Below are 22,349 nucleotides of genomic sequence, written 5' to 3'. Positions count from 1 at the left end.
TTGGATTAATAGTTCACTTTATTTATATTTTAGAAAGAGGGTAGTTTTTGATGAACAACGTGAAGAAAACAAAAGAAGGGTACCTCGAAACCACTTTGACAGGTAAAGATGTATTATCGATTCCAACGTTGAACAAAGGCGTTGCTTTCTCTGAAGAAGAAAGACAAGAGCTTGGACTAGAAGGCTTACTTCCTCCAACCGTTCTCACTTTAGAACAGCAAGCAGAAAGAGCGTACAAGCAATTTCTAGCTCAGCCGGATCGTCTTCGTCAAAACGTATACTTAAGTGATTTACAAAACCGTAACGAAGTATTGTTCTACAAGCTTTTAACAGAAAAGCTTCGTGAAATGCTTCCTGTTGTCTACACACCAACTGTTGGTGAAGCGATTCAAGAATACAGCCATGAATACAGAAGACCTCATGGTGTCTATCTTTCAATCGACGACATTGACGGCATCGAGAAAGCATTTGAAAACTTGCACGCAACTGCTGGAGATATTGACCTCATCGTTGCAACTGACTCTGAGAGTATTCTTGGAATTGGTGACTGGGGTGTTGGTGGTATCAACATCGCAATCGGTAAATTAGCTGTTTACACGGCTGCAGCAGGTATTGATCCTAGCCGCGTTATTCCAGTTGTATTAGATGTTGGAACAAACAATGAAAAATTATTGAATGATCCATTATACATCGGGAACCATCACAAACGTGTACAAGGTGAAAAATACGAAGAATTCATTGATGCTTATGTAAAAGCAGCACTTAAATTCTTCCCGAAAGCATTGCTACACTGGGAAGACCTTGGAAACAAAAATGCGCGTAACATCATGAAAAAATACAATGATAACATCTTAACGTTCAACGATGATATTCAAGGTACTGGTGCCATTACTTTAGCGGGTGTTCTTGCAGCTGTCAAGAAAACTGGTACTCAATTGAAAGATCACCGTGTTGTCATCTTCGGAGCTGGATCAGCTGGTATCGGAATCGCAGATCAAATGCGTGACACAATGGTTCTTGAAGGTCTAACAGAAGAAGAAGCAAACAATGCATTCTGGACTTTAGACTACAGAGGATTGCTAACAGACCAATTTGAAGATGAAGTGCTTGATTTCCAAAAACCATACCTTCGTTCTTCTGATGAAGTAGAAGGCTGGGCACGCGATGAAAAAGGACAAATCTCATTTGCTGAAACGGTTCGCCAAGCGAAGCCAACAATTCTTATTGGTACTTCAGGTCAAGGCGGCGCATTCACTGAAGAAATCATTAAAGAAATGGCAGCTCATACAGAGCGTCCAGTGATCATGCCAATGTCTAACCCAACACCGCTTGCTGAAGCAGTGCCAGAGGATCTATTCAAATGGACTGACGGCCGTGCACTTGTTGCAACAGGAAGCCCGTTCGAAAACGTTGAGTATAACGGAATCGAACATGAAATCGGACAATCAAACAATGCGTTCGTTTTCCCTGGACTTGGTCTTGGTTCAATCGTAACAGAATCAAAAATCATCACAAAAGGCATGTTCGTTGCTTCTGCAAATGCAATTGCTGAAATGGTTGATCATGAGAAACCAGGTGCTGGTCTTCTTCCAAGTATTGATAAATTGCAAGAAGTGTCAATTCATGTGGCTGTTGAAGTAGCGAAAGCAGCAATTGAAGATGGTGTCGCAAGAAAAACGCCGGACAACATCGAACAAGCTGTGAAAGACGCAATGTGGATTCCTGAATATAAAAAAATAGTAAGAGCATAATAAAATGTGTAACGCGGCATTGCTTCGGGTAATCTAAGCAATGCCGCAATAAATAAGAAACATGTAAAGGATTTAAGGAGGAATAGTAAGATGGACTTTTTAAATATTTTGATCCTCCTAGCACCGATTTTTTTCGTTATCGCGCTGGGTTGGTTCGCAGGACACTTCGGCAGCTATGACGCTAAATCTGCAAAAGGTGTAAGTACACTTGTAACAAAGTATGCTTTACCAGCGCACTTTATCGCCAGTATTCTGTCAACACCAAAAGATAAATTCTATAGTCAAATTCCATTTTTCGTTGCATTGATTTTCGGAATCGTTGGTTTTTATATCATTATCCTTTTAGTTACGAAATTTGCTTTTAAATATGATTTAACAGACTCATCTGTTTTCTCATTAAACTCAGCACAACCGACCTTTGCATTTATGGGGATTCCGGTCTTGGGTAGTTTATTTGGGGCTCAAGAAGTTGCAATTCCGATTGCGATTACCGGAATAGTTGTAAATGCAATGCTTGATCCAATTGCAATTATTGTATCAACTGTCGGTGAAAAAACAAAAGGGAAAACCAAAGACGGCGAAAGCTTCCTAAAAATGACGACAAAAGCAATTTTACACGGTTTATCAGAGCCGCTTGCACTTGCACCGTTAGCTAGTATCATTCTTGTTCTTTTAGGATTTAAACTTCCTGCAATTGGACACGAAATGTTAGAGGAAATTGGCAGCGTTACATCAGGGGTTGCGCTATTCGCAGTCGGTGTCACTGTTGGTATCCGCAAAATTAAATTAAGCTTGCCAGCCTTCAGTATTGCATTGCTAAAAGTAGCTGTACAACCAATACTTATGTATCTTATTGCGGTTCTTATGGGTCTTTCGGCTGATGAAATTACAAAAGCTGTATTACTTGTAGCCTTCCCAGGTTCAGCTGTTGCAGCAATGATCGCAACACGATTTGAAAAACAAGAGGCGGAAACTGCATCCGCATTTGTCATCAGTGCCATCATGTCACTCATCACATTACCGATCATTATTGCTCTTACCGTATAATATAGTAAAAAGGCTGCCTATTGAGGCAGCCTTTCTTAGCGAAATGAATGAAACAGAGGGAAGAGTACACGCTTTTTTTTGAGGTCAGGGGGTGCGATTTCCTTTTTTTCTTCTGCTTGTGACGGTTGTTTCAAGGTTGCGGCGAGGCGGTCAAATTTTGTGGATAAATCTTCAATTTCTCTGCGGTGCTGAAGCAGCTGATACGATACACCTTCATCTGCTTTTTTAGCCAATTTCCGTTCAAGTTCTTGCAGGCGGTCTTCGACATCAGTGACGTGTAATTGCTGCTGGATGAGCGCTTTCACTTGTTTTTCTAATGCTTCAATCCGCTGTATAGAGACATCAGCCTCGACAGCAGGTGCTGATTGACGAACGGTTTCCTTATGGATTGGCAGTTGAATATCTTGGAGGATCACACCTTCACTCATCTGGTGTTTGACCTCTTTGAGCAGCTGTACAATATCTTCATGAAATTCATAATGTCCAAGTTCATTCCGGGCGACAGGGATGTTGAGCTGTTTGACCCAACGCTGAATCGTCTTTGAAGAAACACCAATTTCCTTTGCAACCTCATTTGTATTCAAACCAAATGCCCTCCCTTTTTTCAATTACAAGTACCATTCTCTTTAAGGAGGACCTGTTCCTTCACGTTAGACAAAACAAGTAACCAATCGCCAAAGATCGTGTTTTCTAGCGAAAAATTGCAGAAAATCAATTGTTTTGGAAATTTTTTTGACTGTCATACCCCGCTATACTATAATTAGACTGTTACGCACAAAACAGAGGTGAAGACCATGTTAGACCGTTTAAAATCAATTGAAGAACGTTATGAAAAACTAAATGAATATTTAAGTGACCCTGAAGTGGTGAACGACACTACGAAGCTTCGTGAATATTCGAAAGAACAATCCGATATTCAAGAAACTGTTGAGGTATATAGACAATATCGTGCGGCATACGACCAGCTGAATGATGCGAAAGCAATGCTCGAAGAGAAGCTGGATGCTGAGATGCGCGACATGGTCAAAGAAGAAATTTCAGAGCTCACTGAGGAAACGGAACGTTTAGAAGACGAGCTGAAAATCTTGCTGATCCCGAAAGATCCGAATGACAATAAAAACGTTATTGTGGAGGTTCGTGGTGCAGCGGGTGGAGAAGAAGCTGCTCTTTTTGCAGGAAACCTTTACCGCATGTACAGCCGTTATGCTGAAATGCAAGGCTGGAAAACAGAAGTCATGGAAGCAAGTGTCACTGGCACAGGCGGTTATAAAGAAATCATCTTTATGATCAGTGGGAAAGGCGCATACTCCAAACTAAAGTTTGAGAATGGCGCACACCGCGTGCAGCGTGTTCCAGAAACGGAATCAGGCGGACGGATTCATACATCAACTGCGACAGTCGCTGTATTACCTGAGGCTGAGGAAGTTGAAATTGATATCCATGAAAAAGACATCCGTGTCGATACTTTTACATCTAGCGGACCTGGCGGACAAAGTGTCAATACAACCATGTCTGCTGTTCGATTAACTCACCTTCCAACAGGTGTTGTTGTATCCTGTCAGGATGAGAAATCACAAATTAAAAACAAAGAAAAAGCCATGAAAGTACTGCGTGCGAGAATTTATGATAAATTCCAGCGTGAAGCACAGGCTGAATATGATCAAACGCGTAAATCTGCGGTTGGAACAGGGGATCGTTCAGAGCGTATCCGTACGTACAACTTCCCGCAAAACCGTGTAACAGACCACCGCATCGGATTGACGATTCAAAAGCTTGATCAAATCTTAGAAGGAAAACTTGACGAGGTCATTGATGCACTAATTATGGAAGACCAAGCAAGAAAGCTTCAAGATGCAAAATAAAGAGCGAACAATCTTCGAAGCCCTTAAATGGGCTTCTTCTTTGTTAACGGAAGCTGGCAGAGACCAAAATGCAGCAGAACTCCTGTTGATGCATGTGCTCGGCTGGAGCAGAAGTGAGCTTCTTGCACGATTTCATGATGCGCTGCCTGAGGAGCAAGATCAACTGTTCAGCAAATTTGTGACGCAGCATAAGGCAGGTGTTCCTGTTCAGCATTTAACGGGTGTTGAATTCTTTTACGGACGTCCTTTCGAGGTGAACAAGCATGTTCTCATTCCTCGTCCTGAAACGGAAGAAGTTGTTCTGGCGGCGCTCAATTTGGTAGGTGACGTTTTCCCGCCCGATCAGCCGCTCAAAGCAGTTGACGTTGGCACAGGAAGCGGAGCCATTGCAATTACGCTCGCTCTTGAAAAAAAATCACTATCTGTCACAGCGACTGATATCTCACAAGAAGCGCTTGCGGTAGCAAAGCGGAATCAACAAGCGCTCGGTGCAGACGTTTATTTTTTACATGGAGATTTACTTGAACCGGTTATAGCTCAAGGTATTAAAGTAGATGTATTTATTTCCAATCCACCTTATATTGCGGCGGAAGAAATGGACAGTCTGTCTGAGGTTGTGACGAAGCATGAGCCGGTGAATGCGCTGACGGACGGACGTGATGGCTTGTGGTTTTATAAACGTCTTGTTCGTGATCTTCACAGCGTGCTGAGTGAACAGGCAGTTGTTGTCTTTGAAATTGGACATACGCAAGGTCAAGATGTCACAGCGCTTCTCGTGCAGGCTTTCCCTAAAGCGCATGTCTACACCGTCAAAGATATTAATGGAAAAGATCGAGCTGTTTGCGCACACATTCAAAACGGAAAGTCCGGCTGAATATAGCCGGACTATTTTATTATGTAAAGATGAAACTTATGGTAAAAGAGAAACGTATATATAGAAGAATGAACATTCTGATCATGATTTTTTACATAAATTTGTTTTGAAGGAGCGAATGGTGTGAACAAAAGGTATGCGATGGTGTTGGTCATCGTCAGTGTACTATTGATTGTGAGTGCTTGTGGTAAACCGAGCTTTAAAAAAGAGGCAGCAGCATTTGGAGAAAGCTATAAAAAAGCACAATACACAGTGAATCGAACGGATGACCTATCTGATATGAAAGAGAAGCTGAAGGTTTATTTAACCGAACATGAATATCAAGAATATACACAAGACAGCATGTTCCCGAGCATATTAGAAGCGGCGAAGGATCAAGATTGTCAAATTAAACTGAAGAAAATTATGTTTACGCCTTCAGATGAAAGCGATGACAGAATTGAATTTAACTATGAAATGGTGATCCAATTTATCGATCAAAAAGGAAAAGTCAAAAAAGAAATCGAGAAAAAAGGGGCCATGACTGTTATTAAAACAGAATCTGGTTTAAAAATCAGCCGAGATTGGGATGGGAGACTGTACCCTTCTGACTACCAATCCTCACTCAAAAGTCGTTCTTAAAGAGAACGGCTTTTTTGTTTTGACTCATAATCTATTAAAAAATTCATATTGACTGTTTATGAAATGAGTTTCCTGGACACAATGTTTGTAGCGAAGAGAAAAAGTGGGGGGAACACTCAATGTTGAAAAGTAAAACGATGATTTGTCTTTATATGTTTCTATTATTATGCGGTGCTTTTGCAAACCTTGGCAGAGAGGAGACGGCGGCTGCTTCTGCAAATCAGCCTGTTGTTATACCAGATGAAGCGATTCGATTACGCATTTTAGCAAATAGTGATCGTTCAGCGGATCAGGATGTGAAAAGAAGTATTCGTGACGAGGTCAATGCGAATATAACGGAGTGGGTCAAAGACCTCACATCCATTGAAGAAGCAAGACGTGTCATTCGATCGAAGCTGCCAGAAATCAATCGTATCGCCAAAGCGAAATTGAAGGAACAGCATATTGATCAATCTGTATCGGTCAGTTTTCAAAAAGCTTCATTTCCAACAAAACTCTATGGAAATTTCGTCTATCCTGCTGGGAAATATGAAGCCATTTTAATTACGCTTGGAGAAGGGGACGGAGCCAACTGGTGGTGTGTGTTATTCCCGCCGCTCTGTTTTATCGATTTTTCAAACGGAGAAGCCATCGCCTCACCAGAAGGCGATGATGATAAACAAGTGACAGCGCAGCAAACGAAAGAGTCTGTCAATGAAGTGGTGAAAGAAGAGGAAGAAGAGACAGGTGAAGTGAAGTTCTTTTTGTTCGAATGGGTCTCTAGTCTTTTCTCTTAAAAAAGGTATAAATCGGTTTTTGCCTCATAGAGTTGAAGTAAGAGATCAAAAAAGAGGTGAAAGCATGTATTATCAATTAAGAATAGCCACAGAGGAAGATGTCCCGTCGATCAATGCTTTTCTTGAAAAGGGACAAGCAAAAGGCGGAGTAACGCTTGCAGAGCGAACGACATTTGTCGTGATGGAAGATGCGGATGGTCAGCTGGCAGGCTGCTTAGGTCTTGAACAGCTCAATGAACAAGAGGGATTGCTGCGGTCGCTTGTCATATCAGATAAGCTCGGTCAGGGGCACATTGTCTCCTTGTTCCAAAGCGTTCAAACGCTCGGAGAAAAAATAGGTGTGGATACTTTTTATGTCGTTGCAAACCATTCCTCTTCCCATGATTTTTTGGCATTAATGGGCTTTACGCCTTTAGAGGAAATCCCAGAAAGCATATGGAGTTCTGCACATGCAAAAGAGACATTGGGGAAAGAACAGGCTGTGGTCCTGCAAAAAAAAGGCAGTTAATCACAAAACGATGGACTTATACACATACTTATCCACTATAAAACAAGCGTTATCCACAAATTGTGGACAATGCTTGTTTTATTGATCATCATCTTTTATACTTTCAAAAGGATAATTGAGATATATCAACAGTTTTATCTTTTTTAAAAGGAGTTTGTATGATGTTAAATACAAAAAGGTGGTCTGTGGATTTAGAAAAGGATTTATCCACATACTATCCACAAATTAAACAGGCGGCCGATCTGCTGCAGCAAAATGAAGTGGTTGCTTTCCCGACAGAGACCGTTTACGGACTCGGGGCAAATGCGAAAGAGACAGAAGCCGTGATGAAAATTTATGAAGCGAAAGGGCGTCCGAGTGATAATCCGTTGATTGTTCACATTGCGGAAGTTCAGCAGCTTCACGAATTTGCACAAATAGAAAGCGAAAAAGCGAAGGTGCTGATGGATGCCTTTTGGCCGGGCGCCTTAACCATCGTTCTTCCGTGTAAGCCGGGCACTTTATCCAAGCAGGTTACAGCAGGTTTATCCACAGTAGGTGTGAGAATGCCTGACCATCCCATTGCGCTTGAGCTCATCCGAGCAGCTGGTCTGCCAATTGCTGCACCAAGTGCGAACCGTTCAGGGAAACCTTCACCAACACAAGCTGACCATGTAGCGAGTGACCTCGAAGGAAGAATCGCTGGAATTGTGGATGGCGGTTCAACTGGAATTGGCGTTGAGTCAACGGTTGTATCCTGTGTCGGTGAGACCCCAGTGATTTTAAGACCGGGCGGAATTACAAAAGAAGCATTAGAAGAGGTCGTGGGGACGGTGAGTGTGGATCCAGGGCTGACAAAAAAGGACGAGGTGCCTGTATCGCCAGGTATGAAATACACACACTATGCACCTGAAGCCCAAATGTATATCTTTCATGGAAGTGATGAAGACATGCAGCGGCACATTCAGAGATACAAAGCTGAAGGTCTAAAAGTCGGAGTACTGACAACAGAAGAAAAGAAATCGTTGTTTGCGGCAGATGTTGTGTACAGCTGTGGATGGAGAGAAAAACCTGAAACGGTTGCTGCAAACCTCTATCGTGTACTGAGACAATTTGATGAAACGGATGTAGACTTGATTATTTCAGAAGCCTTTCCAGAGCAAGGAGTTGGTTCTGCCATTATGAACCGTCTGCAAAAAGCCGCAGGAGGGCGTACACTCCCTTCGTTCCAATAGTTCTAACCTTTCTTGGACAAACATAGGTTAAAGGAGAATGTGTGTCCAAGGGGGATTTACATGAACGAACTAGCTGGCGAATTGCTGACGCTCAGCATCATGGCTTTTGCACTTGGAATGGATGCTTTTTCGGTTGGACTTGGTATGGGGATGATTCAGCTGAGGTTCCGCCAGATCATTTATATTGGACTTGTTATTGGGATATTTCATATGTTTATGCCGCTTTTTGGTATGCTGACAGGTCAGCTCTTATCCGGATGGCTCGGTCTTCTTGCCACCTATATTGGCGGGGCGCTGCTTTTGGTGCTGGGACTGCAAATGATCGTTGCTTCTATCCGCAAAGAGGATAAGCCCTTTATCGCACCTGTTGGGACTGGTCTCGTTCTTTTTGCTACAAGTGTCAGCCTAGACAGCTTCTCTGTTGGTTTAAGCCTCGGGATTTACGGTTCCCAGGTGTGGATGACTATATTATTGTTTGGTTTTTTTAGTATGCTTCTCACATGGCTCGGATTATTACTCGGTAAACAGGTTCGGTCATGGGTGGGTTCATATAGCGGCGTGCTTGGCGGAATCATTTTACTAGCCTTTGGTATCAAATTATTATTTCCGCTCTAGCCAGTCTCCTTACATAACATGTAGAATGAAATGCTATATAATAGAAGAAAAGGAGGGCGAAAGATGAAAATCTTATTTGTTTGTACGGGAAATACATGCAGAAGTCCAATGGCTCAAGCCCTTTTTGCTTCCATTGCAGATGAAAAAGGTTTAGAGGTCACTGTAAAATCAGCGGGCATTTTTGCCTCCAATGAAGGGAAGGCTTCTCCTCAAGCGATCGAAGCATTATTTGAGAAAAGCATTCCACTGAATCACTCATCATCAAAATTGACAGAGGAGCTTCTGCGCGAAGCTCATTACGTCTTCACGATGACTATGCAGCATAAACAGTTGATTACTGAGCAGTATGCGCATGCAAAAGGCAAGGTCTTCACTTTAAAGGAATTTGCGACAGGAACAGAAGGCGATGTATCCGACCCGTTTGGCGGAAGTCTTTCTGTTTATCAGGAAACTCGTGATGAACTTGAAGCCTTACTGTATCAGCTCGCTGAGAAATTGAAAAAAGATCATCATCATAGATAACCTGTAAAACCGTTGCGTCAACGGTTTTTCTGCTTTTGTTTGCAAATCACTAGGCAGAGGTTAAAATATAACTGTAAATAAAGAATGAATGTAAGATATAACAGATCAACTCACCCTTAGGAGGAATTGCCCGATGAAAGTAGCCATTGCATCCGATCACGGCGGAACGAATATTCGTGAAGAAATCAAACAACTGATGGATGAATTGAAGATTGAATACATTGATATGGGTTGTGAATGCGGATCAGGTTCTGTAGACTACCCAGATTATGCATTCCCTGTAGCCAATATGGTGGCAAACGGAGAAGTCGACCGCGGCATTTTAATTTGCGGGACAGGCATCGGCATGAGCATCTCGGCAAATAAAGTAAAAGGAATTCGCTGTGCATTAGCACATGATACATTTAGTGCTAAAGCAACTAGAGAACATAATGATACGAACGTTCTTGCAATGGGAGAGCGAGTGATTGGACCAGGATTAGCACGTGAGATTGCGCACATTTGGCTGACAACAGAGTTTACAGCAGGACGCCATGCTGTGCGGATTGGCAAAATTGCTGATTACGAAGAAAAGCACCTATAAGGAGCGCTTAATATGAACATTGGTCAAGATTGGCTTGAAATGTTAAAAGAGTTTCATCAAACAGTTGAGTTGCGTGCCGGGCAAATCTTAGTCATTGGCTGCAGTACGTCAGAAGTGGCTGGTGAGCATATTGGTACTGCAGGGAGTGAGCAAATTGCTGCGTCCATCTATCAAGAATTGGATCAGTTAAGACGAGAGACCGGCATTGAGCTCGCCTTTCAATGCTGTGAGCATCTAAATCGTGCCATAGTTGTTGAAGAAGAAGTGGCTTTCCGTTTTAACTTGGAGATTGTAGCTGCAGTACCTGTCCGTAAAGCGGGTGGTTCGATGGCAGCTCACGCGTATCAGCAAATGGAACATCCTGTATTAGTCGAATCCATTGAGGCGCATGCTGGAATTGATATCGGTGATACGTTAATTGGGATGCACCTAAAGAGAGTGGCTGTACCTGTCCGTCTCAGCCGTCATCAATTAGGACATGCACATGTGACTTTTGCGAAAACACGTCCGAAGCTGATTGGCGGAGAAAGAGCGGTTTATACAAGATCATAGCTTCGATATATTTCTAATATAATGTTGAATGATGAAGACGCTTTACCACTTGAATATTCGGGTTTTCATAAAAAAGAAGTCGATTTTCCAAAAAAAACTTTTACATTTTACTCAAAAACCGTGTACAATGAGATGGTGAAAACATCGAATGGAAATAGATTGGAGAGGATTTCGCTGATGAAACATTTACCTGAGCAAGACGCACAAGTATTCAAAGCAATTCAACTAGAGCGGAAACGCCAGCAGGACAAAATCGAATTAATTGCATCAGAAAACTTCGTAAGCGAAGCAGTCATGGAAGCACAGGGCTCTGTATTAACAAATAAATACGCTGAGGGTTATCCTGGTAAACGCTACTATGGCGGCTGTGAACATGTAGACGTTGTGGAAGATATCGCACGTGACCGCGCAAAAGAAATTTTTGGCGCTGAGTATGTGAACGTACAGCCTCACTCAGGTGCTCAAGCGAACATGGCTGTTTACTTTACTATTCTTGAGCATGGCGATACAGTGCTGGGCATGAACTTATCACATGGCGGGCATTTAACACACGGAAGCCCTGTAAACTTTAGTGGTGTACAGTACAACTTTGTAGAATATGGTGTAGATAAAGAAACTCAGCATATCGACTATCAAGATGTACTTGAAAAAGCACGTGAACATAAGCCGAAACTGATCGTTGCGGGTGCAAGTGCATACCCACGTCAAATTGATTTCAAAAAGTTCCGTGAGATTGCTGATGAAGTCGGTGCTTACTTTATGGTCGACATGGCTCACATTGCTGGTCTTGTTGCAGCAGGTCTTCATCCAAATCCAGTTCCTTACGCAGATTTTGTGACAACGACAACTCACAAAACATTACGCGGACCTCGCGGCGGAATGATTCTTTGCCGTGAAGAGTTTGGTAAAAAGATCGACAAATCGATCTTCCCTGGTATTCAAGGTGGACCACTCATGCATGTCATCTCTGCAAAAGCTGTTTCTTTCGGTGAAGTATTGAACGGAGATTTCAAAACATATGCACAAAACGTCATTGATAATGCAAAACAACTAGCTGAAACTCTTTTATCTGAAGATATTCAGCTTGTATCTGGCGGAACAGATAACCATCTTGTTCTCATCGACTTGCGTTCTCTTGGCATCACAGGAAAAATTGCAGAAAACGTTCTTGATGAAATCGGTATTACGGTGAACAAAAATGCAATTCCTTATGATCCAGAAAAACCATTTGTCACAAGTGGTGTACGTGTAGGGACAGCAGCAGTAACAAGCCGCGGTTTCGATCAAGAAGCGATGAAAGAAGTCGGTTCCATTATTGCACTTGCGCTAAAACATCATGAAGATGAAGCGAAATTAGAAGAGGCGAAAAAGCGTGTATCTGATCTTACGGCTCGTTTCCCTCTATATAACGAATTAGATTATTAAAAAACAGACCCATTTGCCTATTTTTGGCATGTGGGTTTTTTTTGTAGGATTTGCGAATCATATTGAAAGATGATGTCTTTTTATGTAGAATTGTAGGAAGTGTGCAAAGTTCACCGGAAGATGACAGAAAAGGAGTTGTAGCAAGCTATGGCAAAGGTTTATGTATTTGATCACCCGCTTATTCAGCACAAACTTACATATATTCGTGACGTTCATACAGGAACTAAAGAATTTAGAGAGCTAGTGGATGAAGTCGCAACATTAATGGCATTTGAAATCACAAGAGATTTACCGCTTGAAGAGGTAGATGTAGAAACACCTGTACAAGTAGCGAAATCAAACGTGATCTCAGGTAAAAAACTCGGTGTTGTGCCAATTTTAAGAGCAGGTCTTGGAATGGTAGACGGGATTTTGAAACTCATTCCAGCTGCTAAAGTGGGACATGTTGGTTTATACCGCGATCCGAAAACATTAAAGCCTGTTGAATATTATGTGAAGCTTCCATCTGATGTGGAAGAGCGTGAATTTATCGTAGTAGATCCAATGCTTGCAACTGGCGGCTCAGCAGTCGAAGCGTTAAACAGCTTGAAAAAACGCGGTGCGAAAAACATTCGTTTCATGTGTCTGATTGCTGCCCCTGAAGGTGTAGAAGAAATGCAAAAGCATCATCCAGATGTTGATATCTACATTGCAGCATTAGATGAGAAACTAAACGAAAAAGGTTACATCATCCCAGGTCTTGGTGATGCTGGTGACCGTATGTATGGAACGAAATAAGAAAGTCTTAATAAAAGCCCACATGCAAAACGTGCATGTGGGCTTTTTGAAATATATGACAAACGGTTGATACCGTTCTTAGAAAAATCATTGTATACTGAACATTGGCTGTTTTTTTCAATGAATGTCACATCTCTCCTAAAGTTTGATGAAATTGTGAACATTTTGTGTGCTCTATCACTATAGAAAAGTTTTTTAACTTTCAACCGATTGACACATCATAGACGCTATTGTATGCTAAACGAGGGTATTATGGTAAGGTTTTCATAGCCTATAGCACTCTACTAATCCTCATTGTGAACCCTTTAATAATCAGGGTTTGTATCAACGAATGAAGCAGCATCCCATAGATCTAAAGATTTCAAGTCTGATTGTGCAATTAGACCGATGGGTGATTGATTTTTTTCGAATAGGACGGCTTATCATAAGCGTCTTCTACGCAGTTTTCATCACCATTTATCACCTTTTTTACAATATTTTTCATCGGGAGTCAGATGAATGAACGATCCAAACGCGATTTTCCGCAGACAGAGTAAATACATGGTCTATCTATTGGCAATTTTTGTGTTTGGCTATGCCATGCCTGGTTTTAAACCACTGTTTCTTGGTTTCATTATCGGCACAATTTTTGCTTTCTTTAATTTATTCCTACTTATACGGAGAATGCACGCTTTTGATCGAGCGGTTAAAAAAGGAAAATCCATTCGTTCAATGGGAAGTACAGCCAGGTGGGCCAACGCGATTCTCGCAGTAGCGATTGCTTGGCGTTACCCTAATGAAGTTCATCTGGCAGGTGTTGTTATAGGATTAATGACAATATATCCTGTCATTATGATAGATTCCTTCATTCAACTTAAACGTTCTACTATGGAAGAGAGGTGAATACTCTTTGGGTCACAGTTCAAAAACTACAGAATTTTTAGGGTTAACGTTCAACTTATCCAATGTTCTCATGATTACGATTGCTAGTATCATCGTTCTTCTCATAGCGGTGCTGACTACTCGTGTTCTGTCTATTCGTCCGACTAAGGCGCAGAACTTCATGGAATGGATCGTTGATTTTGTTCGAAATATCATAGGTAGTTCGATGGACATGAAAACAGGAGCCCCATTTCTAGCGCTTGGCGTTACATTACTCATGTACATATTTGTTTCAAACATGCTTGGACTGCCATTCTCGATTACGGTCGATCACAACTTGTGGTGGAAATCACCAACTGCTGATCCTGCAATCACAATGACACTAGCAATTATGGTCATGGGACTTACACACTTCTACGGTGTCAAGGCAAAAGGAGTCAAGGAATATACGAAAGACTACTTTAGACCAATTCCGCTTTTAGTACCATTGAAACTTATTGAAGAATTTGCAAACACGCTAACACTTGGTTTGCGTCTTTACGGAAATATTTTCGCTGGAGAGATTCTTCTTGGTTTACTTGCAGGACTTGCGACTAATTTCTACTCGCAAAACATTGCGCTTGGTATCGTTGGTACATTAGGTGCTATCGTGCCAATGATTGTATGGCAGGCATTCAGTTTGTTTGTCGGAACAATCCAGGCATTTATCTTCACCATGCTGACAATGGTGTACATTTCCCATAAAGTCAGCGACGAACACTAAAAAAATTGAGAGTCCAAAAAGGACGTTATTTTAAAGGAGGAGCTTTTTAATGAATTTAATAGCAGCAGCAATTGCAATCGGTTTAGGAGCACTAGGAGCAGGTATTGGTAACGGTCTAATCGTATCTAAAACAGTTGAAGGAATCGCTCGTCAGCCAGAAGCTGGTAGAGAACTAAGAACACTTATGTTCATCGGGGTCGCTTTAGTTGAGGCACTTCCAATTATCGCTGTCGTTATCGCATTCTTGGCATTCTTTGGTTAATATGTGAGAAGCGTTCTAATATGAATTTTAATGGCGAAGATCAGATTAGTTCGAAACTTCGCCATTCCTTTATGTTTTGTTTCTTAACATATTATTTAAAGAAGGGAGTTGCCGTACTAAATGTCTCAGTTACCAGTGGTTTTAGGAGCAGGGGGCTTAAGCTTCAACGCCGGTGATATGTTATTCCAGCTTATCGCTATGCTCATTTTGCTTGCACTTTTAAAGAAATTTGCGCTTAAACCTTTATTAGGTATTATGAAGCAGCGTGAAGATTATATAGGAAATGAAATTTCAAGTGCTGAAGAAAAGCACGTTCAAGCTGAAAAGCTTCTTGAAGAACAACGTGTCTTATTGAAAGAAGCACGCGAAGAATCACATACACTCATCGAAAATGCGAAAAAGATTGGTGAGAAACAAAAAGAAGAGATCATTCAAGCAGCACGTCAAGAATCAGAGCGCTTGAAAGAGTCTGCTAGAACTGAAATCGTGAAAGAAAAAGAACAAGCTGTGGCTGCACTGCGTGAGCAGGTTGCATCACTATCTGTGCTGATTGCATCTAAAGTGATTGAAAAAGAACTTGATGAGCAGGCACAAGAGAAATTGATTCAAGAGTACCTTAAAGAGGCAGGCGAAAGCCGATGAGCGTAACTATTGTCTCTAAGCGTTACGCTTCTGCTCTTTTTGACATCGTTCTTGCTTCTTCGGCAGTAGACGAAACTGAAAAAGAGCTGAATGAGATCAAAAAAGTTCTAAAGGCTGATCAAGAACTCAATGACTTCCTTGTTCATCCAAAGATTACGGCAGACAAAAAGAAACAGTTGATTGCTGAAGCTTTCAAAGGTGTTTCTACTTATGTGTTGCACACAATGTATTTACTGATTGACCGCGGACGCACAAATATTTTCTCTGAAATGACGTCTGAGTTTGTGAAACTTGCAAACCGCACGAAACAAATAGACGATGCGGTCGTGTATTCAGTGAAACCGCTGAGCGGTGCTGAAATTCAATCTTTATCTGAAGTATTTGCCAAAAAAGCCGGAGTCACATCACTGCGTGTTGAAAATGTGATTGACAAGGATCTAATAGGCGGAGTGAAAATCCGTATCGGAAACCGCATTTATGACGGCAGTGTCAGCGGAAAGCTTTCCCGCATTGAACGTCAGCTTGCAGGCGAAAATCGTTAGAAGGGGTGAAACCTTAGTGAGTATCAAAGCTGAAGAGATTAGCGCGCTGATAAAGCAGCAAATCCAAAACTATCAATCAGAAATTGAAGTAAAAGATGTCGGTACAGTCATTCAAGTAGGGGACGGTATCGCGCGTGTACATGGCCTTGACAACATTATGGCAGGAGAGCTGGTTGAGTTCTCTAACGGTGTAATGGGTATGGCTCAAAACCTTGAGGAGTCTAACGTAGGTATCGTTATTTTAGGACCTTACAAAGATATCCGCGAAGGTGACGACGTAAAACGTACAGGTCGTATCATGGAGGTTCCAGTAGGTGAAGAGTTAATCGGACGTATTGTGAACCCGCTTGGTCAGCCTGTTGATGGACTAGGTCCAATCTTAACAAGCAAAACACGTCCAATCGAAAGTGAAGCACCTGGCGTTATGGATCGTAAATCTGTACATGAGCCGCTTCAAACAGGAATTAAAGCAATTGATGCCTTGATTCCAATCGGCCGCGGACAGCGTGAATTGATCATTGGTGACCGTCAAACAGGTAAAACATCTGTTGCAATCGATACGATTCTAAACCAAAAAGATCAAGACATGATCTGTATTTATGTAGCCATCGGACAAAAAGAATCAACGGTTCGTGGTGTTGTTGAAACACTTCGTAAGCATGGTGCGCTTGACTACACAATCGTTGTCACAGCTTCTGCATCACAGCCAGCTCCACTTCTTTACCTTGCTCCTTATGCAGGTGTAACGATGGGTGAGGAATTCATGTATAACGGCAAGCACGTACTTGTTGTCTATGATGACCTTTCTAAACAAGCGGCAGCTTACCGTGAGCTTTCATTATTGCTTCGTCGTCCTCCAGGTCGTGAGGCATTCCCTGGTGATGTTTTCTATCTTCACTCTCGTTTATTAGAACGTGCAGCGAAGCTTAGTGACGAAAAGGGTGGCGGTTCTATCACAGCATTGCCTTTCGTAGAAACGCAAGCTGGCGATATTTCTGCATATATCCCAACAAACGTTATTTCCATCACAGATGGACAGATTTTCTTACAATCTGACCTCTTCTTCTCAGGCGTACGTCCAGCGGTAAACGCAGGATTGTCTGTATCTCGTGTAGGTGGTTCTGCACAAATCAAAGCGATGAAAAAGGTAGCAGGTACACTTCGTCTGGATCTTGCTTCTTATCGTGAGCTTGAAGCGTTCGCTCAGTTTGGATCTGATCTAGACCAAGCGACTCAAGCGAAATTAAACCGTGGTGCAAGAACTGTTGAAGTCTTAAAACAAGACTTGAACAAACCGCTTAAAGTTGAAAAACAAGTAGCGATTCTTTACGCACTAACAAGAGGATACTTAGACGATGTTGCCATTGCTGATGTTAAACGTTTTGAAGCTGAGTTATTCATGTACATTGAAGAAAACCATAAAGGCTTGTTTGACACAATCTCTCAAACAGGAAATATGCCTGCTGATGAAGAGTGGAAGACAGCAATCGAAGGCTTTAAACGTACGTTTGCACCAAGCAACTAATTAGTAATCTTTCCGAGAGAAAAAGATTCTCTTTTTCTCTCTTTTCACGTAAATGAACACGGATTCCTGAAAAAAGGTGGTGAAATCTTTGGCCTCATTACGCGATATAAAGTCAAGGATCACGTCAACGAAAAAATCGAGTCAGATCACAAAAGCGATGCAAATGGTATCAGCTGCGAAACTGAATCGTGCTGAAAACAATGCGAAGTCTTTTGTTCCTTACATGGAGAAAATCCAGGAAGTGGTTGCTGCAATCGCAACTGGAACAAGTGCTAAGCACCCAATGCTTCTTTCAAGACCTGTCAAGAAAACAGGGTATCTCGTCATTACATCTGATCGAGGGCTTGCAGGACCTTTTAACAGCTCGATTTTGCGTGCCGCTTACCAAACCATTCAATCTCGTCATCAATCCGCAGATGAATATGCGGTGATTGTCATTGGTAAAATCGGACGCGACTTCTTCAAAAAGCGTGGTATTCCAGTTATTTCTGAAGTAACAGGGCTTGGAGACGAAGTAGCGTTTGCTGATATTAAAGAATTAGCAAGCAGCACAGTTCAAATGTTCTCTGATGAAGCGTTTGACGAACTTTACATGTTCTACAACCACTTTGTCAGTGCGATTTCACAAGAAGTAACAGAGAAGAAATTATTGCCGCTAACGGACCTTTCGGCCGCAGCGACACCAAATAAACGTTCCGCATCTTATGAGTTTGAGCCTTCTGAAGAAGAAATTCTTGAAGTTCTCCTTCCTCAATATGCAGAGAGTTTGATTTTCGGTGCGCTTCTTGACAGCAAAGCAAGTGAACATGCTGCAAGAATGACAGCAATGAAGAGTGCAACAGACAACGCAAAAGAATTGATCGACAGCCTGACACTCTCTTACAACCGTGCTCGTCAAGCAGCGATTACACAAGAGATTACAGAAATTGTCGGCGGAGCAGCTGCCTTAGAATAGAAATAATTGTCAGGAGGGAATGCAATGAAAACAGGACGCATCAGTCAGATCATGGGACCAGTCGTAGACGTTCGTTTTGAAGACGGTCACTTGCCTGAGATTTATAATGCGATCAAAGTTTCGCATAAAGCGGAAAGCGAAAGTGAAGTTGATATCGACTTAACTTTAGAAGTAGCACTACATTTAGGTGATGATACAGTGAGAACCATCGCGATGGCATCAACAGACGGTGTGAAACGCGGTATGGAAGCTGTAGACCTTGGAAAACCAATTTCAGTACCAGTTGGTAACGTAACACTTGGACGTGTATTCAACGTACTGGGAGATAACATTGACTTAGATGAGCCACTTGGTGTGGAAGCTCAAAGAGATCCAATCCACAGACAAGCGCCTTCTTTTGATCAACTTTCTACAGAAGTTGAAATTCTTGAAACAGGTATCAAAGTTGTTGACCTGCTTGCTCCTTACATCAAAGGTGGAAAGATCGGTCTATTCGGTGGAGCCGGTGTAGGTAAAACCGTTCTGATTCAAGAATTGATCAACAACATCGCACAAGAACACGGCGGTATTTCTGTATTCGCTGGTGTTGGAGAGCGTACACGTGAAGGAAACGACCTTTACTACGAAATGAAAGATTCTGGCGTTATCGAAAAAACAGCCATGGTCTTCGGCCAAATGAACGAGCCGCCGGGTGCACGTATGCGTGTTGCCCTAACTGGTTTGACAATGGCAGAGCATTTCCGTGATGAACAAGGTCAAGACGTATTGTTCTTCATCGATAACATCTATCGTTTTACACAAGCAGGTTCTGAAGTTTCAGCCCTTCTTGGACGTATGCCTTCAGCGGTAGGTTATCAGCCGACACTTGCAACAGAAATGGGTCAGCTGCAAGAGCGTATCACGTCTACAAACGTAGGATCTGTTACATCGATTCAAGCGATCTATGTACCTGCGGATGACTATACGGATCCAGCTCCAGCAACTACGTTCGCTCACCTTGATGCAACGACAAACCTTGAGCGTAAGCTGACTGAAATGGGTATTTACCCAGCGGTTGATCCTCTTGCTTCAACATCTCGTGCACTTGCACCTGAGATCGTTGGCGAAGAGCATTATGCGATTGCGCGTGAAGTGCAGCAAACATTGCAGCGTTATAAAGAGCTACAAGATATTATTGCCATTTTAGGTATGGATGAATTATCTGAGGACGATAAGCTTGTGGTACACAGAGCGCGTCGTGTTCAATTCTTCCTATCTCAAAACTTCCACGTAGCAGAGCAGTTCACTGGCCAAAAGGGTTCTTATGTGCCATTGAAAGAAACTGTTAAAGGTTTCAAGGAAATCTTATCTGGTAAATACGATCACCTTCCAGAAGATGCATTCCGCTTAGTTGGACGCATTGAAGAAGTGGTTGAAAAAGCCAAAGAGATGGGTGTAGAGGCCTAATCTGGTCCTTAGGAGGGTAAAAGCATGAAGACCGTTCAAGTCAATATCGTTACTCCCGACGGCCCAGTGTATCAAGCGGATGTGGAAATGGTCAGTGTAAGAGCAGAAAGCGGTGAGCTTGGTATTTTAGCTGGCCACGTTCCAATGGTTGCTCCGCTAAAAATCGGTGCAGTTCGCTTAAAACATAGTGGATCAACTGAATTGGTTGCAGTAAGTGGCGGATTTGTTGAAGTCCGCCCTGAACAAGTAACGATTCTTGCTCAGGCCGCTGAAACATCAGACAAAGTTGATGTTGATCGCGCTAAATCAGCGAAACAGCGTGCTGAAGAGCATTTGAACCACCCGAATGAAAGTGATGTACGCCGGGCGGAACTCGCATTAAAACGGGCGTTAAACCGTTTAAATGTAGCAGGGAAATAAAACAGAAAATCCTTCTTATCACAGTGATAAGAAGGATTTTTTTTAGGATGACATGAGAGATTGATACATCGACACATAAGGATGAGTTGCTTGCTTTTCTAAATATAACTGCTCGCAAAATTGCGTACTGCAATGCCATGTTTTATTGTTTCTGCGTAAGCCAAGCGTATATTGGTGCGAAGAGTCCATATAAGGCCGCACTACCCAGTCAGCATCTGAATGATGACGGATGACAACCTCTCCTAAATACACACTCATCATCGCTTCTAATGCATCTATTGGCATTTTCCACTCAGCGAACAGCTGCTTGGTCAATGCATCAAAGTATAGTGATTCTAACTGATACAGGCTTTCCTCAGAGTAATCCAAAGAAATGTTATGAAAATGACACAATTGTGCTAATTCTTCTAGCTGTGTCTGTCTATAATCAAAGTAGAAAGCAATGGCCTCCCATTCATGATCAAATGAGGGAACCAATTCTCCGTACAAATCAACAAAGTCAGGAAAAGAATCTTTCAATGTGTTCAGCTCCTTCCACACGCAGTATATCATCTCCTTGGCATCAGGATAAGAGGGGATTCACACTAAATGTAGCTCTTTTTTCCAAATGATTCATCTTTCCGATTTTCGAGGATATAATGAAAGGGAGTTTTCCTTTACAGAAATTAATAAAAGGAGGATTCAATTGTATGGAAGACGTTGGACAACAAGCAATCGTGGGCATTGTGATTCACCTATTTTTTATCGCGGTTACATGGTGGGCACTGCTTGCTGTAAATATTGATCCACTCATTAAAAAAGGGAAAATCGTTCAAGCAAGGCTGCTGATGATGCTCATTACGATTGCCATCGCATCTGCGGTCAGCAATTTTTTCCTTGATTACTTAAATTTATCCAGACAAATTCCTTATATGTTCTAACATAAAAGGTTTGGTCACGGGCTTCTGCGGGAACGTAAAAAAAAGGGTCAAAAGGCTCGCCTTTTGTTGACTTTTCCACGTATGCATTGACCTCCTTGCGGCAACACTTGTAGCAAGGGGGAATGACAGGTGAGAAAGTATTTGAAAGGTTGGCCATTATTTGCGTTTATTCTTTTTTTTGTTCTGATGATTCAAGGTGCTTGTGCGGAAGAATCTTCTCCGCTCGCTCAAATAGCAGAAGGTTTGAAAAACCAGCAAATCGAAGTCGATGGATGGACCCTTCATGCCAAAACAAATGTAGATATTTCATCCGAACAATTTTCAAAAAAAGTGAAACGTTTGAAAGACGAACTACGACAGTATGAGTGGACCGAAAAAAAAGAACAACATGTCACCAAAGTCACAGGAATTTACAAAGATGAAAAAAATGATACAGAATCGAAAATTTTACTCGTAAAGACCGACACAAAATCAAATCAAAAGTCGTATTTATTATATGAGCAAAAAGGTGCTCGCCCACTGAATACCTGGGAGCATACATATGATCAGTTCGTACGTCATGCAAAAAGCATATTACAAGAGAAAATTGTAATTTTTACTTGTCTCGATGGTCATGTAAATGGTATGATGGATGTTGTTTTGCAAAAAAAAGCTGAAACGTTAGCAAATGAATTTCAAGCAAAACCAGTTGAGTATCTCGTTGAGTCTAATTTTGTGTCGCTTTCCGCTTACACAGAGAAGTGGGAACAGTTCATTATGACTTCAAATGATAAAATGAATGTTCAAATTGCCATCAGAAGTTCGGAAATGAACGAAAATCATACGATTACGGTTGGCACACCAATCGTAACGACTGAATATTAATATAGAGAATTTGGGACGCGGA

Annotated in this window: 27 protein-coding genes; 25 read left to right on the top strand and 2 right to left on the bottom strand. The window is 41.9% G+C overall.

Annotated elements, in window-relative coordinates; genetic code table 11:
- Positions 1-50: 50 nt before the first annotated feature.
- The gene (gene malS / locus NSQ72_RS17245) at positions 51-1,751 is read left to right on the top strand and encodes an oxaloacetate-decarboxylating malate dehydrogenase (RefSeq protein WP_039182140.1); all 1,701 of its coding nucleotides are present in this window, start codon (positions 51-53) and stop codon (positions 1,749-1,751) included.
- A gap of 90 nt (positions 1,752-1,841) precedes the next feature.
- The gene (locus tag NSQ72_RS17240; protein WP_039182138.1) at positions 1,842-2,798 is read left to right on the top strand and encodes an AEC family transporter; all 957 of its coding nucleotides are present in this window, start codon (positions 1,842-1,844) and stop codon (positions 2,796-2,798) included.
- A 35-nt stretch (positions 2,799-2,833) separates the two neighbouring features.
- Here the strand turns inward: NSQ72_RS17240 and racA are convergent, their stop codons facing one another.
- Entirely contained in the window at positions 2,834-3,382 is a 549-nt protein-coding gene (gene racA, locus NSQ72_RS17235; RefSeq protein WP_058838550.1) for a chromosome-anchoring protein RacA, read from the bottom strand.
- A gap of 210 nt (positions 3,383-3,592) precedes the next feature.
- Between racA and prfA the strand changes: the two genes are divergently transcribed.
- From prfA to NSQ72_RS17130, 21 genes are all read left to right on the top strand, one after another.
- Positions 3,593-4,660, top strand: a complete 1,068-nt coding sequence (gene prfA, locus NSQ72_RS17230) for a peptide chain release factor 1 (protein ID WP_039182133.1) — start codon at positions 3,593-3,595, stop codon at positions 4,658-4,660.
- Positions 4,650-5,534 carry a peptide chain release factor N(5)-glutamine methyltransferase gene (gene prmC, locus NSQ72_RS17225; protein WP_341084767.1) on the top strand — a complete coding sequence of 295 codons (885 nt, stop codon included), beginning with the start codon at positions 4,650-4,652 and terminating at the stop codon, positions 5,532-5,534. The genes prfA and prmC overlap by 11 nt, the downstream gene beginning before the upstream one ends.
- Before the next feature lie 141 nt (positions 5,535-5,675).
- Complete coding sequence (locus NSQ72_RS17220) at positions 5,676-6,155, top strand: hypothetical protein (protein WP_024423739.1); 480 nt, start codon at positions 5,676-5,678, stop codon at positions 6,153-6,155.
- A 122-nt stretch (positions 6,156-6,277) separates the two neighbouring features.
- Positions 6,278-6,931 carry a stage II sporulation protein R gene (gene spoIIR / locus NSQ72_RS17215; RefSeq protein ID WP_341085049.1) on the top strand — a complete coding sequence of 218 codons (654 nt, stop codon included), beginning with the start codon at positions 6,278-6,280 and terminating at the stop codon, positions 6,929-6,931.
- Positions 6,932-6,995: 64 nt separating this feature from the next.
- On the top strand, positions 6,996-7,439 hold the full coding sequence (locus NSQ72_RS17210; RefSeq protein ID WP_059376369.1) for a GNAT family N-acetyltransferase: 444 nt from the start codon (positions 6,996-6,998) through the stop codon (positions 7,437-7,439).
- Between the two features lie 161 nt (positions 7,440-7,600).
- The gene (locus tag NSQ72_RS17205) at positions 7,601-8,653 is read left to right on the top strand and encodes an L-threonylcarbamoyladenylate synthase (RefSeq protein WP_260776115.1); all 1,053 of its coding nucleotides are present in this window, start codon (positions 7,601-7,603) and stop codon (positions 8,651-8,653) included.
- Positions 8,654-8,713: 60 nt separating this feature from the next.
- Positions 8,714-9,268, top strand: coding sequence for a manganese efflux pump MntP (locus NSQ72_RS17200; protein WP_260774949.1), 555 nt, complete (start codon positions 8,714-8,716; stop codon positions 9,266-9,268).
- Positions 9,269-9,331: 63 nt separating this feature from the next.
- Positions 9,332-9,790 carry a low molecular weight protein arginine phosphatase gene (locus NSQ72_RS17195; RefSeq protein WP_260774948.1) on the top strand — a complete coding sequence of 153 codons (459 nt, stop codon included), beginning with the start codon at positions 9,332-9,334 and terminating at the stop codon, positions 9,788-9,790.
- Positions 9,791-9,923: 133 nt separating this feature from the next.
- Positions 9,924-10,373 (top strand): ribose 5-phosphate isomerase B, encoded by a 450-nt coding sequence (gene rpiB, locus NSQ72_RS17190; RefSeq protein WP_003214714.1) that lies wholly within the window; start codon positions 9,924-9,926, stop codon positions 10,371-10,373.
- A gap of 12 nt (positions 10,374-10,385) precedes the next feature.
- Complete coding sequence (locus NSQ72_RS17185; protein ID WP_144468014.1) at positions 10,386-10,925, top strand: TIGR01440 family protein; 540 nt, start codon at positions 10,386-10,388, stop codon at positions 10,923-10,925.
- A gap of 177 nt (positions 10,926-11,102) precedes the next feature.
- Positions 11,103-12,350 (top strand): serine hydroxymethyltransferase, encoded by a 1,248-nt coding sequence (glyA, locus tag NSQ72_RS17180; RefSeq protein WP_034281450.1) that lies wholly within the window; start codon positions 11,103-11,105, stop codon positions 12,348-12,350.
- 147 nt (positions 12,351-12,497) lie between these two features.
- The gene (gene upp, locus NSQ72_RS17175) at positions 12,498-13,127 is read left to right on the top strand and encodes a uracil phosphoribosyltransferase (protein ID WP_003214553.1); all 630 of its coding nucleotides are present in this window, start codon (positions 12,498-12,500) and stop codon (positions 13,125-13,127) included.
- Between the two features lie 498 nt (positions 13,128-13,625).
- Positions 13,626-14,009, top strand: a complete 384-nt coding sequence (locus NSQ72_RS17170; RefSeq protein WP_341084758.1) for an ATP synthase subunit I — start codon at positions 13,626-13,628, stop codon at positions 14,007-14,009.
- Positions 14,010-14,016: 7 nt separating this feature from the next.
- Complete coding sequence (gene atpB, locus NSQ72_RS17165) at positions 14,017-14,751, top strand: F0F1 ATP synthase subunit A (RefSeq protein ID WP_039182108.1); 735 nt, start codon at positions 14,017-14,019, stop codon at positions 14,749-14,751.
- A gap of 49 nt (positions 14,752-14,800) precedes the next feature.
- Positions 14,801-15,013, top strand: a complete 213-nt coding sequence (gene atpE / locus NSQ72_RS17160; protein ID WP_003214968.1) for a F0F1 ATP synthase subunit C — start codon at positions 14,801-14,803, stop codon at positions 15,011-15,013.
- 120 nt (positions 15,014-15,133) lie between these two features.
- Positions 15,134-15,655 (top strand): F0F1 ATP synthase subunit B, encoded by a 522-nt coding sequence (gene atpF / locus NSQ72_RS17155; protein WP_034281220.1) that lies wholly within the window; start codon positions 15,134-15,136, stop codon positions 15,653-15,655.
- A complete protein-coding gene (locus tag NSQ72_RS17150; RefSeq protein WP_024426340.1) occupies positions 15,652-16,197 on the top strand; it encodes a F0F1 ATP synthase subunit delta in 546 nt (181 codons plus the stop codon). Before atpF ends, NSQ72_RS17150 begins: the two co-directional genes overlap by 4 nt.
- Before the next feature lie 16 nt (positions 16,198-16,213).
- Positions 16,214-17,722 (top strand): F0F1 ATP synthase subunit alpha, encoded by a 1,509-nt coding sequence (gene atpA / locus NSQ72_RS17145; RefSeq protein WP_039182105.1) that lies wholly within the window; start codon positions 16,214-16,216, stop codon positions 17,720-17,722.
- An 88-nt stretch (positions 17,723-17,810) separates the two neighbouring features.
- Positions 17,811-18,677, top strand: a complete 867-nt coding sequence (locus NSQ72_RS17140) for a F0F1 ATP synthase subunit gamma (RefSeq protein WP_024423727.1) — start codon at positions 17,811-17,813, stop codon at positions 18,675-18,677.
- A 24-nt stretch (positions 18,678-18,701) separates the two neighbouring features.
- Positions 18,702-20,123, top strand: a complete 1,422-nt coding sequence (gene atpD, locus NSQ72_RS17135; RefSeq protein ID WP_008354929.1) for a F0F1 ATP synthase subunit beta — start codon at positions 18,702-18,704, stop codon at positions 20,121-20,123.
- A gap of 24 nt (positions 20,124-20,147) precedes the next feature.
- Positions 20,148-20,543: a F0F1 ATP synthase subunit epsilon gene (locus tag NSQ72_RS17130; RefSeq protein WP_003214592.1), complete on the top strand. Its 396-nt coding sequence runs from the start codon at positions 20,148-20,150 to the stop codon at positions 20,541-20,543.
- A 42-nt stretch (positions 20,544-20,585) separates the two neighbouring features.
- Here the strand turns inward: NSQ72_RS17130 and NSQ72_RS17125 are convergent, their stop codons facing one another.
- The gene (locus NSQ72_RS17125; RefSeq protein WP_058838604.1) at positions 20,586-21,062 is read right to left on the bottom strand and encodes a hypothetical protein; all 477 of its coding nucleotides are present in this window, start codon (positions 21,060-21,062) and stop codon (positions 20,586-20,588) included.
- Between the two features lie 170 nt (positions 21,063-21,232).
- Here NSQ72_RS17125 and NSQ72_RS17120 point away from each other — a divergent pair, with 170 nt between their 5' ends.
- Both NSQ72_RS17120 and NSQ72_RS17115 read left to right on the top strand, forming a co-directional pair.
- Positions 21,233-21,463 (top strand): DUF1146 family protein, encoded by a 231-nt coding sequence (locus NSQ72_RS17120; protein WP_341084755.1) that lies wholly within the window; start codon positions 21,233-21,235, stop codon positions 21,461-21,463.
- A gap of 129 nt (positions 21,464-21,592) precedes the next feature.
- A complete protein-coding gene (locus NSQ72_RS17115) occupies positions 21,593-22,327 on the top strand; it encodes a YwmB family TATA-box binding protein (RefSeq protein ID WP_341084753.1) in 735 nt (244 codons plus the stop codon).
- Positions 22,328-22,349 lie beyond the last annotated feature (22 nt).

The organism is Bacillus sp. FSL R5-0659, assembly GCF_038008785.1.
GTDB lineage: Bacteria > Bacillota > Bacilli > Bacillales > Bacillaceae > Bacillus > Bacillus safensis.
Note: the sequence above shows the minus strand (reverse complement) of the source record. Positions and strands in the feature narration are given on the sequence as shown.

Coding starts and splice junctions, on each gene's coding strand:
- malS (WP_039182140.1), top strand. CDS start 51: ATGAACAACGTGAAGAAAACAAAAGAAGGGTACCTCGAAACCACTTTG.
- NSQ72_RS17240 (WP_039182138.1), top strand. CDS start 1,842: ATGGACTTTTTAAATATTTTGATCCTCCTAGCACCGATTTTTTTCGTT.
- prfA (WP_039182133.1), top strand. CDS start 3,593: ATGTTAGACCGTTTAAAATCAATTGAAGAACGTTATGAAAAACTAAAT.
- prmC (WP_341084767.1), top strand. CDS start 4,650: ATGCAAAATAAAGAGCGAACAATCTTCGAAGCCCTTAAATGGGCTTCT.
- NSQ72_RS17220 (WP_024423739.1), top strand. CDS start 5,676: ATGGTGTTGGTCATCGTCAGTGTACTATTGATTGTGAGTGCTTGTGGT.
- NSQ72_RS17210 (WP_059376369.1), top strand. CDS start 6,996: ATGTATTATCAATTAAGAATAGCCACAGAGGAAGATGTCCCGTCGATC.
- NSQ72_RS17205 (WP_260776115.1), top strand. CDS start 7,601: ATGTTAAATACAAAAAGGTGGTCTGTGGATTTAGAAAAGGATTTATCC.
- NSQ72_RS17200 (WP_260774949.1), top strand. CDS start 8,714: ATGAACGAACTAGCTGGCGAATTGCTGACGCTCAGCATCATGGCTTTT.
- NSQ72_RS17195 (WP_260774948.1), top strand. CDS start 9,332: ATGAAAATCTTATTTGTTTGTACGGGAAATACATGCAGAAGTCCAATG.
- rpiB (WP_003214714.1), top strand. CDS start 9,924: ATGAAAGTAGCCATTGCATCCGATCACGGCGGAACGAATATTCGTGAA.
- NSQ72_RS17185 (WP_144468014.1), top strand. CDS start 10,386: ATGAACATTGGTCAAGATTGGCTTGAAATGTTAAAAGAGTTTCATCAA.
- glyA (WP_034281450.1), top strand. CDS start 11,103: ATGAAACATTTACCTGAGCAAGACGCACAAGTATTCAAAGCAATTCAA.
- upp (WP_003214553.1), top strand. CDS start 12,498: ATGGCAAAGGTTTATGTATTTGATCACCCGCTTATTCAGCACAAACTT.
- NSQ72_RS17170 (WP_341084758.1), top strand. CDS start 13,626: ATGAACGATCCAAACGCGATTTTCCGCAGACAGAGTAAATACATGGTC.
- atpE (WP_003214968.1), top strand. CDS start 14,801: ATGAATTTAATAGCAGCAGCAATTGCAATCGGTTTAGGAGCACTAGGA.
- atpF (WP_034281220.1), top strand. CDS start 15,134: ATGTCTCAGTTACCAGTGGTTTTAGGAGCAGGGGGCTTAAGCTTCAAC.
- NSQ72_RS17150 (WP_024426340.1), top strand. CDS start 15,652: ATGAGCGTAACTATTGTCTCTAAGCGTTACGCTTCTGCTCTTTTTGAC.
- atpD (WP_008354929.1), top strand. CDS start 18,702: ATGAAAACAGGACGCATCAGTCAGATCATGGGACCAGTCGTAGACGTT.
- NSQ72_RS17130 (WP_003214592.1), top strand. CDS start 20,148: ATGAAGACCGTTCAAGTCAATATCGTTACTCCCGACGGCCCAGTGTAT.
- NSQ72_RS17120 (WP_341084755.1), top strand. CDS start 21,233: ATGGAAGACGTTGGACAACAAGCAATCGTGGGCATTGTGATTCACCTA.